The sequence below is a fragment of the Citrobacter sp. NCU1 genome, from assembly GCF_010231475.1.
Lineage (GTDB): Bacteria > Pseudomonadota > Gammaproteobacteria > Enterobacterales > Enterobacteriaceae > Citrobacter_D.
Genome location: NZ_NRDO01000008.1, coordinates 1 through 14,245, shown reverse-complemented (window position 1 = coordinate 14,245; position 14,245 = coordinate 1). Strand labels below are relative to the sequence as shown.

At 52.9% G+C, this 14,245-nt stretch carries 11 protein-coding genes; 5 read left to right on the top strand and 6 right to left on the bottom strand.

Annotated features, from left to right (window positions below; translation table 11 throughout):
• Window positions 1-9: 9 nt before the first annotated feature.
• The 4 genes from hcr to aqpZ form a co-directional block, all read right to left on the bottom strand.
• Window positions 10-978, bottom strand: coding sequence for an NADH oxidoreductase (gene hcr / locus CJP72_RS03985; protein WP_162379611.1), 969 nt, complete (start codon window positions 976-978; stop codon window positions 10-12).
• 11 nt (window positions 979-989) lie between these two features.
• Complete coding sequence (gene hcp, locus CJP72_RS03980) at window positions 990-2,642, bottom strand: hydroxylamine reductase (protein ID WP_162379610.1); 1,653 nt, start codon at window positions 2,640-2,642, stop codon at window positions 990-992.
• A gap of 143 nt (window positions 2,643-2,785) precedes the next feature.
• Window positions 2,786-3,685, bottom strand: a complete 900-nt coding sequence (locus CJP72_RS03975) for a lysine exporter LysO family protein (RefSeq protein WP_162379609.1) — start codon at window positions 3,683-3,685, stop codon at window positions 2,786-2,788.
• A gap of 145 nt (window positions 3,686-3,830) precedes the next feature.
• Window positions 3,831-4,577: an aquaporin Z gene (aqpZ, locus tag CJP72_RS03970; RefSeq protein WP_162379608.1), complete on the bottom strand. Its 747-nt coding sequence runs from the start codon at window positions 4,575-4,577 to the stop codon at window positions 3,831-3,833.
• A 424-nt stretch (window positions 4,578-5,001) separates the two neighbouring features.
• On the opposite strand from aqpZ, the gene CJP72_RS03965 reads away from it, so the two are divergent.
• A complete protein-coding gene (locus CJP72_RS03965; RefSeq protein ID WP_162379607.1) occupies window positions 5,002-6,660 on the top strand; it encodes an ATP-dependent endonuclease in 1,659 nt (552 codons plus the stop codon).
• Here the strand turns inward: CJP72_RS03965 and CJP72_RS03960 are convergent.
• On the bottom strand, window positions 6,657-7,607 hold the full coding sequence (locus CJP72_RS03960) for a VirK/YbjX family protein (protein WP_162379606.1): 951 nt from the start codon (window positions 7,605-7,607) through the stop codon (window positions 6,657-6,659). The genes CJP72_RS03965 and CJP72_RS03960 overlap by 4 nt on opposite strands.
• A gap of 162 nt (window positions 7,608-7,769) precedes the next feature.
• On the opposite strand from CJP72_RS03960, the gene macA reads away from it, so the two are divergent.
• Both macA and macB read left to right on the top strand, forming a co-directional pair.
• Window positions 7,770-8,885: a macrolide transporter subunit MacA gene (macA, locus tag CJP72_RS03955; RefSeq protein WP_162379605.1), complete on the top strand. Its 1,116-nt coding sequence runs from the start codon at window positions 7,770-7,772 to the stop codon at window positions 8,883-8,885.
• Entirely contained in the window at window positions 8,882-10,828 is a 1,947-nt protein-coding gene (gene macB / locus CJP72_RS03950) for a macrolide ABC transporter ATP-binding protein/permease MacB (RefSeq protein ID WP_162379604.1), read from the top strand. Before macA ends, macB begins: the two co-directional genes overlap by 4 nt.
• 84 nt (window positions 10,829-10,912) lie before the next feature.
• Here the strand turns inward: macB and cspD are convergent, their stop codons facing one another.
• Window positions 10,913-11,137: a cold shock-like protein CspD gene (cspD, locus tag CJP72_RS03945; protein ID WP_162379603.1), complete on the bottom strand. Its 225-nt coding sequence runs from the start codon at window positions 11,135-11,137 to the stop codon at window positions 10,913-10,915.
• Between the two features lie 323 nt (window positions 11,138-11,460).
• On the opposite strand from cspD, the gene clpS reads away from it, so the two are divergent.
• Window positions 11,461-11,781 (top strand): ATP-dependent Clp protease adapter ClpS, encoded by a 321-nt coding sequence (gene clpS, locus CJP72_RS03940; protein WP_162379602.1) that lies wholly within the window; start codon window positions 11,461-11,463, stop codon window positions 11,779-11,781.
• Window positions 11,782-11,811: 30 nt separating this feature from the next.
• Entirely contained in the window at window positions 11,812-14,088 is a 2,277-nt protein-coding gene (gene clpA, locus CJP72_RS03935; protein ID WP_162379601.1) for an ATP-dependent Clp protease ATP-binding subunit ClpA, read from the top strand.
• Window positions 14,089-14,245: the final 157 nt, after the last annotated feature.

Here is a 14,245-nt window from a genome sequence, read left to right as displayed (position 1 = left end):
TAAGGCGGTTTACGCGAGCACTAAATCACCCTGTGGGTGGCAAGAACAGGCCAGCACATAACCTTCGGCGATCTCTGCATCGGTCAGCGTCATGGTGCTGGTAACCGTGTAGTTCCCATCCATCACTTTGGTTTTGCAGCAACCGCACACACCGGCACGGCAGGCGACGGTGAGCGGCACGTTATTGCTTTCCATTGCTTCCAGCAGGGTGGTGCCGACCGGCGCATAAAACGCTTTCGCGGGTTGCAGCTTAGTGAACTTCAGACCTTCGGTTGCGGCTTCAGCGACAGGCGTGAAGAATTTCTCTTTAAAGAAGCGGGTGACGCCGAGCGCTTTCACTTCCTGTTCGACCAGATCCATATACGGCGCCGGACCGCAGGTCATGACGGTACGAGACGTCAGATCAGGAACACGTTGCAGCAGTTCTGTGGTCAGACGGCCTGACACAAAACCGTCGGTGGCATTGTTTTCAGCGACCAGCGTCACCGGATACTGACGCCACTCCTGCGCAAAAATGACATCCTGTGGCGAGCGCACGTTATAGATGACCTGCACATCGGCCTGCGGACGATACTTTGCCAACCAACGGCGCATCGACATGACAGGCGTCACACCGCATCCCGCCGCCAGCATCAGGAATTTCTCTTCGGCTTTATCTTCGCAGGTAAAGTCGCCCATTGCATCGGAGAGCCACAGGTAGTCGCCGCGTTTGACATCACGGGTTAACCACTGTGAGCCCGCACCGTCATCAATACGGCGAACGGTCAGCGTAATGTACTCACTGACCCCCGGCGTGGAAGAGAGGGTATAAGCACGCAGCGTCTCTGCCGAGTTGCGGACACTGACCAGCGCGTATTGTCCGGCGCGGTACGGATAATAGTCGTGGCACAGCAACGAAATCGTCCATACATCCGGGGTTTCCTGATGAATGTGATGAACCTGCATCCGCCACGGGCACTGATGGGTTGGCATTGTCATGATCTCACTCCTTACGCGCTCAGCAGTTGTTTCATATCTTCTTCAACGGTGGTGACGGAACGCAGACCAAACTTCTCGTTGAGTACGGCCAGCAGATCCGGGGTGAAGAAGCCCGGCGCTGTAGGGCCGGTGACAATGTTTTTCACACCCAATGACAGCAGGGTCAGCAGGATCACAATTGCTTTTTGTTCGAACCAGGAAAGCACCAGAGACAGCGGCAGATCGTTCACGCCACAGCCCAGTTTTTCCGCCAGCGTGACCGCCAGAATAATAGCGGAGTAAGCGTCATTACACTGACCGGCATCCACCAGACGCGGCAGGCCTTCGATATCGCCGAAGTCCAGTTTGTTGAAGCGGTATTTGCCGCAGGCCAGAGTCAGGATCAGGCAGTCGTCCGGTACGCTGGTGGCGAAATCGGTGAAGTAGTTACGTTCACCGCGCGCGCCGTCGCAGCCGCCGACCAGGAAAATGTGACGCAGTTTTTCACGGCTCACCAGATCGATAAGCGTATCCGCAGCGCCCAGCAGCGTCTGACGACCAAAACCAACGGTGATCAGGTGCGGGATCTCACTGTACGGGAAACCGGCCATTTGCTGCGCCTGCGCGATGACTGGCGCGAAGTTGTCGCCTTCGAGGTGACTAACACCCGGCCAACCGACGATGCTGCGGGTCCAGATACGGTCGTCATACGCGCCCACAGTCGGGTCGATGATGCAGTTAGAGGTCATCACGATAGGGCCTGGGAAGCGGGCGAATTCAACCTGCTGGTTCTGCCAGCCGCTACCGTAGTTACCGATCAGGTGTTTGAATTTACGCAGTTCCGGATAGCCGTGCGCAGGCAGCATTTCGCCGTGGGTATAGATGTTAACGCCGGTACCTTCGGTTTGTTCCAGCAGGTTGTAGAGATCTTTCAGGTCGTGACCGGAGATCAGAATACATTTGCCTTCGGTGGCTTTGACGTTGACCTGAGTGGGGGTCGGGTGCCCGTATTTGGTGGTTTCACCGGTATCCAGAATGCTCATCACTTTGAAGTTCATCTGGCCGATTTCCATCGAACACTCCAGCAGCTCATTCATATCGGCAGGCCAGGTACCCAGCCATGCCATGATTTTGTGGTACTGCGCGTAGATATCGTTGTCGTATTGGCCGAGAACGTGCGCGTGTTCCATATAAGCAGCGGCACCTTTCAGACCGTACAGGCAAAGCAGACGCAGGCCGAGAATGTTCTCGCCAATGGTGGCTTTGTCTTTATTCGGAGTAAATTCAGCGGCCTGACGTTGCAGTGCGCCCAGATCGTCGCTTGCCAGTTGCAGGTCAGCCATCGGGTTGTTGACGGTGGCGTTGGCATCGATGTTCAGACACTGTGCTTTCAGCGCTTCACGCATCGCGATGGCTTCACGGGCATAGCCAACGATGCGGGGGGAATCGAAGTTAACGTTGGTCAGCGTGGAGAAAAACGCACGTGGCGCAAAGTTATCAATCTCGTGGTCAATGATGCCGTATTCACGGGCTTTAACGGCCCATGCAGACAGACCTTGTAGGGAGGCAATCAGCAGATCCTGCAGATCGGAGGTTTCAGCCGTTTTACCGCACATACCCTGCGCGTAAGAGCAGCCGTTCCCTGCCGGGGTACGGATGGTTTGTTCACATTGCACACAAAACATGGTCACACCTTTTAAAGTTATATTTAATATACATCTTTAAGATTATGCTTGTGCGCGAGGGGATAAAAGGGATTTCTGATACAACTTGCAGGGAGATTGATTTAGCGCAATTTTGGCGGCAGGAGTCTGCCGCCGGGGAGCGATCAGGCGGAGAAAAACGCCATCAATATGGGGACCAGCAGACTCAACATAAAACCGTGAACAATCGCGGCAGGGACCATCTCCAGGCCGCCTGTGCGCTGTAGCACGGGCAGGGTAAAATCCATCGACGTGGCGCCGCACAAGCCCAAGGCGGTAGAACGGCTACGACGGACTAAACCGGGGATCAACATGATGGCTATCAGCTCTCGCGCCAGATCGTTAAAGAAGGCGGAGCTGCCAATGACCGGGCCGAAGGATTCGGTGAGCAGGATACCCGAAAGGGAATACCAGCCGAAACCCGACGCCATGGCCAGCGCGGTGTTGATCGGCAGGTCGAGAATAAATGCGTTGATCAGGCCACCCACCAGGGAGCTGGCAACCACCACGACCGCGACAATCATTCCCCGACGATTGAGCACAATTTGTTTCAGGGTCATGCCGCTGTTGCGTAATTGAATCCCCACCAGAAACAATAAAAAGATCAGCGTATATTCGCTGGCTTCAGTCGCGTGTTGCAAAAAGGCCAGCCCGCTGAGACCAAGCGCAAAGCCAAGTACCACTACGCCGCATAATTTAAGTGACTCCAGCGCCATGGCAATACGCGACGGTAGTTTTTCCTGCTGGTGGTTGTGTCGCCACGGTAAAGAGCGTTCCAGCCACAGTAAGGCGATAATATTACACAGCAAAATAACGGTAATACTGACGGCAGAATAATAAAAAATAGAGAGCAGATTACTGGCGAGATTATCCAGAAACGCCAGACTAATACCCATAAAGAAAAGGATGAGATAAACCATCCAGCTCAACAACCGGTTGATCAGGATTAATGCGGGTTTATGCCGAAGGGGAACGAAGTAACCCACCATCAGCGGGAGCAGAATGATTAAGAGTCCTGAAAACATGAACAGCGGGGTCCTTTAATGAGTATCTGTTTAGCGCCAGTGACACTACCCAATAAAGGTCGAGCAGTCAAAGAGCAAAATAAAAGCCGGGTGGCGGTTACGCCATACCCGGCTTACATTCTAAAGCAACGTGTGGACCTGCAGGTCAGATAAGTGAATCGCCATCTGATGCCACAGCGCGCGCACTATCCGTGTCAGTGTCGCGTTTTTCCAGCAGTGTGCGGTAGATAAGACCGCCGAGGATGCCGCCGATGATTGGCATCACCCAGAACAACCACAGTTGTTCCAGTGCCCAACCGCCCTGGAAGATAGCGACGGCAGTGCTACGTGCCGGGTTGACGGAGGTGTTGGTCACCGGGATGCTGATTAAGTGAATCAGGGTAAGCGCGAGACCAATTGCGATCGGGGCAAAACCTGCCGGAGCGAGTTTATCTGTTGCTCCGTGAATCACTAATAAGAAACCGGCGGTCAGGACAATCTCAATGACAATAGCGGAAAACATAGAGTAACCGCCTGGTGAATGTTCACCGTAGCCGTTTGAAGCAAATCCACTGGCTGTTGCATCAAAGCCCGCTTTACCGCTGGCAATAAGATAAAGGACTGCCGCCGCAATAATGCCGCCGACTACCTGAGCAATGATATAACCAATAACGTCTTTCGCCGGGAAACGGCCACCAGCCCATAAACCTAATGTCACCGCTGGGTTAAAATGCCCCCCTGAAATATGACCGACAGCAAATGCCATCGTTAAAACAGTCAGACCAAATGCCAGCGCAACCCCGACAAATCCAATGCCTAATTCAGGAAATGCTGCTGCCAGAACGGCACTCCCGCAACCACCAAAAACAAGCCAGAATGTACCAAAACATTCGGCCATTAATTTTCTGAACATATCCACCTCAATTTAAAAAATTGGTCATGATCTCTCATACCAACCGTATTTATCGTCATAAAAGGGTGACGATAGAATGCATGAACCGGTATTTTAAAAACGAACGCCACCCAATCACCAGTTAAATAAATCTACGAAATTTGATTTAGGGCAATGTGCAGTTATTCCTTGTGCCAATTTTCCATAGACACAGTGTAGTGCATTTCCACCCAAAGATAGTTTTATTGAAAACGATATAATTCACCGACTTAACTATTATATCGTTCGGTTATTTTTGAAATGTTTTATAACGAAGTATTCTGTGTGATTAGTACATTATTCAATCAGTTGCCTGTTGTGAACGTGCGGGCATCACATCAACCGCGAGATTTTGCCGTTATACTGCGGATAGCTTAATGGATTAGTGACTCTTTCTGGAGGAAACATGATTCTCGAACGCGTTGAGATTGTGGGTTTTCGCGGGATCAATCGACTGTCGTTGATGCTGGAGCAAAACAACGTACTGATTGGGGAGAACGCCTGGGGTAAATCCAGTTTGCTGGACGCACTCACTCTGTTGTTGTCGCCGGAATCCGATCTGTATCATTTTGTCCGTGAAGACTTCTGGTTTCCTCCCGGCGATATCCTGGAGCGAGAACACCATCTGCATATCATTCTCACGTTTCGCGAATCGCAGCCTGGTCGCCACCGGGTGCGTCGTTACCGCCCGCTGGCCGACTGCTGGACTCCATGTCGCGACGACTACCATCGTATTTTTTATCGTCTGGAAGGCGAATGCGGCGAAGACAACAGCGTCATGACACTGCGCAGTTTCCTTGATGGCGACGGACATCCATTACCCGTTGACGATATTAACGATCAGGCACGACATCTTATTCGCCTGATGCCGGTACTGCGCCTGCGTGACGCGCGTTTTATGCGCCGGATCCGTAACGGTACGGTGCCTGATATTCCGGATGTGGAAGTGACCGCCAGACAACTGGATTTTCTGGCCCGGGAACTGGCGATGCGTCCCCAGAATCTGACCGATGGTCAGATACGCCAGGGGCTGTCGGCGATGGTGCAATTGCTGGAGCATTACTTCTCTGAACAAGGCGCCGGGCAATCACGCTATCGGCTTATGCGTCGGCGATCGAATAACGAACAGCGAAGCTGGCGGTATCTGGACATCATCAACCGGATGATCGACAAACCCGGCGGGCGTACCCATCGGGTGATTCTGCTGGGACTGTTTTCAACGTTATTACAGGCAAAAGGCACCCTGAGGTTAGACAAAGATGCGCGGCCGCTGTTGCTGGTGGAAGACCCGGAAACGCGATTACATCCCATTATGCTGTCGGTCGCCTGGCAATTGTTGAATCTGCTGCCGCTGCAACGTGTTGCTACCACCAATTCTGGTGAGCTGCTGTCGCTTACGCCGGTGGAACATGTTGTTCGCCTGGTGCGTGAATCATCACGCGTGGCGGCGTGGCGTTTAGGACCCGGCGGGTTGAGCGCGGAAGATGGACGGCGTATTGCGTTTCATATTCGTTTCAATCGCGCCTCTTCTTTATTTGCGCGCTGTTGGTTGTTGGTCGAGGGGGAAACGGAAACCTGGGTTATCAACGAACTGGCGCGTCAATGTGGGCATCACTTTGACGCTGAAGGGATCAAAGTGATCGAGTTTGCCCAGTCGGGGTTAAAACCGCTGGTGAAATTCGCCCGGCGTATGGGGATTGAGTGGCATGTGCTGGTCGACGGCGATGAGGCAGGGAAAAAATATGCCGCTACGGTGCGCGGCTTGCTCGATAACGACAGGGAAGCGGAGCGTGAGCATCTCACCGTATTACCTGCGTTGGATATGGAACATTTTATGTACCGGCAGGGCTTTTCAGACGTCTTCCACCGGGTCGCGCAGATCCCGGAAAATATTCCGATGAACATGCGCAAGATTATTTCGAAAGCGATCCATCGCTCATCAAAACCGGATCTCGCCATCGAAGTCACCATGGAAGCAGGGCGGCGCGGCGTTGATGCCGTACCGACCCTGTTCAGAAAAATGTTTTCGCGTGTGCTCTGGCTGGCGCGTGGTCGGGCCGATTAACGGCGGAACAAATCTGCCATTTGCACCTGAATAGCGTCCAGCATCTGATAGCGACGACGGTATTCTGCGCGTTTCTTGCTGGCGATTTCCGACATCTCCTTGCGCGTGAGCATGCAGGGAAGATGGTAATACCCTTTCTCGTCGCATTCACCCCCGCAGGCCGTCCAAAAGGCATTGTAGTCTGCGTGGATGTTGTCCTCTTTATCCCGATAGCGCAGGCTGCGGTAAATGTGCGTCTCGTTGCTGACTGCAAGAATTTGTTCGACCTGTAAACGTTCGGCGAACTGACACACGGCCTCCATCACCAGACGTTTGGGAAATAATCCATGACACGATTTGGTCGCGCTTTGAATGGCTTCATGGGGGAGCTCGCGCTTGCCGCCCTGTAACCCGCCAATAAACAGCGTCCGTTTCCCCTGATATTCACACAGCGTGAAGGTTATTTCCGCCAGCGTTTCCCGGTCACCGTTACGTATGAGCAGGGTGCTGTCCCCCTCTTTATCAAGGGAGATCATCATGGTCAGCTCAAGAGTGAAGATTTCCCCATTTTTACCTTCCAGTTGCGCCAGCTGCAGCCCGGATGTATTCATATATGTTCTTAATTCATCTGGCGTCATAAAGGTATGCAGCAGGGCGTAATGATAACGCAATGCTTCCAGTAATTGTTTGCGGCCAAGATTTGCCGCAAGGTAGGGGCGATGAAGACGAACCGGGAGCCGCGGTTGTCGCGTCAGCAAAACGTTCAGATCCGGCCATTGTGAAAGCTCAGCCATCCATTCACGACTCAAACGGGGCATCAGCAGGGAGCGCAACATAAATTTCCGCCGGAAACTACGTTGATGCCAGAATTTCCCCGGGCGCCACAGGCCGCGGGTCAGACTGAAAAATAACCCCAGACTCGTCATGGGGCGAGAAGGGGAGAAGGCATTTTCGGTGAGCTGCGACATAGTCAACCATCCAATAAAAAGGTGTCGCCTGGATTTCACCATCAGCAAACTTAACCAAATATCAATAACTCTGTTACTCTCATTGCCTTTCAATACTTGTTTATTATTGGTTGATATTGGTTCAATCACTCTGGCGCAATAGACGGGGAATTCAGGATTTTTATGAACATCAAGGGAAAACTTAAAAAGCGGTATCTGCTGGCGATAGTGGTCATCATCGCGGGGCTGATAATTGCCTGGAGAACACTGAATGCGCCGCTACCTAATTATCAGACGCTGATCGTTCGTCCCGGAGACCTTCAGCAAAGCGTTCTCGCCACCGGGAAACTGGATGCGTTGCGGAAAGTGGATGTCGGGGCGCAGGTGAGCGGGCAGTTGAAGACGCTGTCGGTGGCCATTGGCGATAAAGTTAAAAAAGACCAGTTGCTCGGCGTTATCGATCCTGAACAGGCGCAAAACCAGATTAAAGAAGTTGAAGCCACGCTAATGGAACTGCGCGCTCAGCGACTTCAGGCGCAAGCCGAATGGAAACTGGCGCGCGTGACGTTCTCTCGCCAACAGCAACTGGCAAAAACACAGGCCGTCTCACAGCAGGATCTGGACACTGCCGCTACGGAGATGGCCGTTAAGCAGGCGCAAATCGGCACCATTGATGCGCAAATTAAGCGCAATCAGGCATCTCTGGATACCGCGAAAACCAACCTGGATTACACCCGTATTGTGGCGCCGATGGCAGGTGAAGTGACGCAAATCACCACCCTGCAAGGGCAGACTGTGATCGCCGCCCAACAGGCGCCGAACATTCTGACGCTGGCGGATATGAGCACGATGCTGGTGAAAGCGCAGGTGTCGGAAGCGGATGTGATTCATTTGAAACCGGGGCAAAAGGCCTGGTTTACCGTGCTTGGCGATCCTCAGACGCGTTACGAAGGCGCACTGAAAGACGTTCTGCCGACGCCTGAAAAAGTCAACGATGCCATTTTTTATTACGCCCGTTTTGAAGTGCCCAATCCGAATGGCATTTTACGTCTCGACATGACGGCTCAGGTTCATATCCAACTCACCGACATTAAAAATGTTCTGACCATCCCACTTTCCGCGTTGGGCGATCCGATTGGAAACAATCGCTACAAAGTCACGCTGCTGCGCAACGGAGAAACCCGTGAACGGGAAGTGTCGATCGGCTCGCGTAATGATACCGATGTGGAGATCGTCAAAGGTCTGGAAGAGGGGGATGAAGTGGTTACCGGCGAGGGCAAACCGGGAGCCGCGCAATGACGGCGTTGCTTGAACTGAACGACATTCGCCGTAGCTACCCGTCAGGAGGGGAGCAGGTCGAGGTGCTGAAAGGCATCTCGCTGCACATCCAGGCGGGTGAAATGGTGGCAATTGTCGGTGCTTCAGGCTCGGGTAAATCCACGTTGATGAATATTCTGGGGTGCCTGGATAAACCGACCAGCGGCACCTATCGGGTGGCGGGGCGGGATGTGTCTACCCTCGACAGCGACGCGCTGGCGCAACTGCGGCGTGAACGCTTCGGCTTTATTTTCCAGCGCTATCATTTGCTCTCACATTTGACGGCGACGCAAAACGTCGAGGTACCAGCGGTTTATGCCGGAACCGAACGTAAACAGCGGCTGGCGCGTGCTCAGGACCTCCTGCAACGACTGGGGCTGGGGGATCGTATCGACTACCATCCCTCTCAGCTTTCTGGCGGGCAACAGCAGCGTGTCAGTATCGCCCGTGCGTTGATGAACGGCGGGCAGGTTATTCTTGCAGATGAGCCCACGGGGGCGCTGGACAGCCATTCTGGTGAAGAGGTGATGGCGATTCTGCATCAACTGCGCGATCGCGGTCATACGGTCATTATTGTCACTCACGATCCACAAGTCGCGGCACAGGCTGAAAGGGTGATTGAAATTCGCGATGGCGAGATTGTGCGTAATCCGCCGTCGCAAAAAACAGTCAGCGACAACAGTATCGCCGAATCTACCGTTAAAACCGCCTCCGGCTGGAGTCAGTTTGTCAGTGGTTTTCGCGAGGCGCTGACTATGGCGTGGCTGGCAATGGCAGCAAACAAAATGCGCACGTTGCTCACGATGCTGGGGATCATTATTGGTATCGCCTCGGTGGTGTCGATTGTGGTGGTGGGCGATGCGGCAAAGCAACTGGTGCTGGCGGATATCCGTTCCATCGGTACCAATACTATCGATATCTATCCCGGAAAAGATTTTGGTGATGACGATCCGCAGTATCAGCAGGCGCTGAAATACGACGATTTGACGGCGATTCAAAAACAACCCTGGGTCAGTTCCGCAACGCCCGCCGTTTCGCAGAATCTGCGCGTACGTTACGCAAATATCGATGTGGCGGCCAGCGCCAATGGCGTCAGCGGGGACTATTTTAACGTTTACGGGATGAGTTTCAGCGAAGGAAATACGTTTAATCGTGAACAGTTAAACGGGCGGGCGCAGGTGGTGGTACTGGACAACAACACCCGGCGTCAGCTCTTTCCGAACAAAACGACCGTGGTGGGAGAAGTCATCCTGGTCGGCAATATGCCTGCCACGGTGATTGGTGTGGCGGAAGAGAAACAATCGATGTTTGGCAGCAGCAAGATCCTCAGAGTCTGGTTGCCCTACAGCACGATGTCGGGACGGGTGATGGGGCAATCGTGGCTGAACTCGATCACGGTTCGCGTGAAAGAAGGCTTCGAGAGTGCGCAGGCGGAACAACAGCTCACCCGTTTGTTGACGTTACGTCATGGTAAAAAGGATTTCTTCACCTGGAACATGGACGGTGTTCTGAAAACGGCCGAAAAGACTACCCGTACTCTGCAACTGTTTCTGACCCTGGTGGCGGTGATCTCGCTGGTTGTTGGCGGGATAGGCGTCATGAACATTATGCTGGTTTCAGTGACGGAACGTACGCGGGAAATAGGGATCCGTATGGCGGTGGGCGCGCGTGCCAGCGACGTGTTGCAGCAGTTTTTAATTGAAGCCGTTTTGGTGTGCCTGGTGGGGGGCGCCTTAGGCATTGCCCTGTCGATGTTGATCGCATTTATGCTGCAACTGTTTTTACCCGGTTGGGAAATCGGCTTCTCGCCGATAGCCCTGATTACCGCTTTTTTGTGTTCCACATTTACCGGGGTTTTATTCGGTTGGTTGCCGGCGCGAAACGCCGCCCGACTGGATCCCGTCGATGCGCTGGCCAGGGAATAATGTGTTGTATTCCTTCAAAAAGAAAAATGCCAGCCCTGGGGGCTGGCATTTTGACTGCAGGATGTACACAATGAGACAGAAGAGCTATGCAACAGCTTCTGCTTCAATGATAGGCACGATGACACTGGCGTGATTGCCTTTTGGCCCCTGGTGAACATCAAACTGGACTGATTGCCCGGCTTTTAGCGTTCTGTAACCATCCATCTGGATGGTAGAGTAATGGGCGAAAATATCTTCGCCGCCGCCTTCAGGGCAAATGAAACCAAACCCTTTGGCATTGTTGAACCACTTAACAGTACCCGTTTCCATGCTTCGACATCCTTCGTAAATCTTATATAAGTAAGATGGAATGAACCGGTGGTAGAGTGGAGGCTGTTCAAAACCTCGCCAACTCTCGAGACTACAATTTAGAGAAATCAGGCGAGCCGTCAAGCATTTGGCGGGGGGGGTAGGGTAAAAATGAATCAAAATTTTGAAGCAGTTAACGCTATTACCGGGGAATGTGACAGATGTCGCGGATGACAGTGATAGATGATAGTTATCTATTAATTGAGGTAGATTGGTTGTGCGCATAAGCTCTTGTCAGCGGCAGAATAACTGCCGGCAACCGTAACCGAAGATGACGACTGACAATGGGTAAGACGAAAGACTGGCTGGATTTTGACCAGCTTGCGGAAGATGAAGTGCGCGACGCGCTAAAACCGCCATCTATGTATAAAGTGATATTAGTCAATGATGATTACACTCCGATGGAGTTTGTTATTGACGTGTTACAAAAATTCTTTTCTTATGATGTAGAACGTGCAACTCAATTGATGCTCGCCGTTCACTACCAGGGTAAGGCCATCTGCGGAGTCTTTACCGCCGAGGTTGCAGAAACCAAAGTGGCGATGGTGAACAGGTATGCCAGGGAGAACGAGCATCCATTGCTGTGTACGCTGGAAAAAGCCTGAATGCAGGCATAAAAATTGGGGGAGGTGCCTATGCTCAATCAAGAACTGGAACTCAGTTTAAACATGGCTTTCGCCAGAGCGCGCGAGCACCGTCATGAGTTTATGACCGTCGAGCACTTGTTACTGGCATTGCTCAGTAACCCGTCAGCCCGCGAAGCGCTGGAAGCGTGTTCCGTGGATCTGGTTGCGCTCCGCCAGGAACTCGAAGCCTTCATTGAACAAACCACACCCGTTCTGCCTGCCAGCGAAGAAGAACGCGACACGCAGCCGACGTTGAGTTTTCAGCGTGTGCTGCAACGCGCTGTCTTCCATGTTCAGTCCTCCGGTCGCAGTGAGGTTACCGGCGCTAACGTGCTGGTCGCTATTTTCAGCGAACAGGAATCACAAGCGGCCTATCTGCTGCGTAAGCATGAAGTCAGCCGTCTTGATGTGGTGAACTTTATTTCTCACGGGACGCGTAAAGATGAGCCGAGTCAGTCTTCTGATTCTGGCAATCAACCCAATAACGAAGAGCAAGCTGGCGGGGAGGAACGTATGGAGAACTTTACGACTAACCTTAACCAGCTCGCGCGCGTGGGGGGGATCGACCCGCTGATTGGCCGTGACAAAGAGCTGGAGCGTGCCATTCAGGTTCTGTGCCGTCGCCGTAAGAATAACCCGCTGCTGGTGGGGGAATCAGGGGTCGGTAAAACAGCTATTGCGGAAGGGCTGGCCTGGCGTATTGTCCAGGGCGATGTGCCGGAAGTGATGGCGGATTGCACCCTCTACTCACTGGATATTGGCTCGCTGCTGGCGGGGACCAAATATCGTGGTGACTTTGAAAAACGTTTTAAAGCGCTGCTGAAACAGCTGGAACAGGACACCAACAGCATCCTGTTCATTGATGAGATCCACACCATTATTGGTGCGGGCGCGGCATCGGGCGGCCAGGTGGATGCGGCAAACCTGATCAAACCGCTACTCTCCAGCGGCAAGATCCGCGTGATCGGTTCGACAACCTATCAGGAGTTCAGCAACATTTTCGAGAAAGACCGTGCTCTGGCGCGTCGCTTCCAGAAAATCGATATTACTGAGCCGTCGGTGGAAGAGACTGTGCAAATTATTAACGGTCTGAAACCGAAGTACGAAGCGCACCATGATGTTCGCTATACCGCGAAAGCGGTACGGGCGGCGGTAGAACTGGCGGTGAAATATATCAATGACCGTCATCTGCCGGATAAAGCGATTGACGTGATCGACGAAGCGGGTGCGCGTGCGCGTCTGATGCCGATCAGCAAGCGCAAGAAAACCGTCAACGTGGCGGATATTGAATCCGTGGTGGCGCGTATTGCGCGTATTCCTGAGAAGAGCGTCTCGCAGAGCGATCGCGATACGTTGAGAAATCTCGGCGACCGTCTGAAAATGTTGGTCTTTGGCCAGGATAAAGCCATTGAGGCGCTGACTGAAGCCATCAAGATGAGTCGCGCGGGACTGGGGCACGAGCATAAACCTGTCGGTTCATTCCTGTTTGCCGGGCCGACTGGCGTGGGTAAAACCGAGGTCACGGTACAGCTCTCCAAAGCGCTGGGAATTGAACTGCTGCGCTTTGATATGTCCGAGTATATGGAGCGTCACACTGTCAGCCGTTTGATCGGTGCGCCTCCGGGATATGTTGGTTTCGATCAGGGCGGTTTGCTGACGGATGCGGTCATCAAACATCCGCACGCCGTGTTGCTGCTGGATGAGATCGAGAAGGCGCACCCGGATGTCTTTAACCTGCTGTTGCAGGTGATGGATAACGGTACGCTGACCGATAATAACGGGCGTAAAGCGGATTTCCGCAACGTGGTGCTGGTGATGACCACCAACGCTGGCGTGCGTGAAACCGAGCGTAAATCCATTGGCCTCATTCATCAGGATAACAGTACGGATGCGATGGGGGAGATCAAGAAAGTCTTTACGCCGGAATTCCGTAACCGTCTCGACAATATTATCTGGTTCGATCACTTGTCTACCGAGGTGATTCACCAGGTTGTTGATAAGTTTATTGTCGAGTTGCAGGTTCAACTGGATCAGAAAGGCGTCTCCCTGGAAGTTAGCCAGGAAGCGCGTAACTGGCTGGCTGAGAAAGGCTACGACCGGGCAATGGGCGCGCGTCCAATGACGCGTGTGGTACAGGACAACCTGAAAAAACCGCTGGCTAACGAATTGCTGTTTGGCTCGTTGGTGGATGGTGGTCAGGTGACTGTTGCCCTGGATAAAGAGAAAAATGAGCTGACGTATGGTTTCCAGAGTGCGCAAAAGCACAAGCCAGAAGCCGCGCATTAATCTCATATCGTCTGATGAACCGGGCCTCTGCGCCCGGTTTTTTTATGTCGCTACCAGGCAATAATCGCGGGGCGATCCTGCTGGCATGCGCAACATTGACTAGTCCTGATATAGGTTGACAGTTTTTTGTCTGTAAAACGCCTGATGAACATCATCA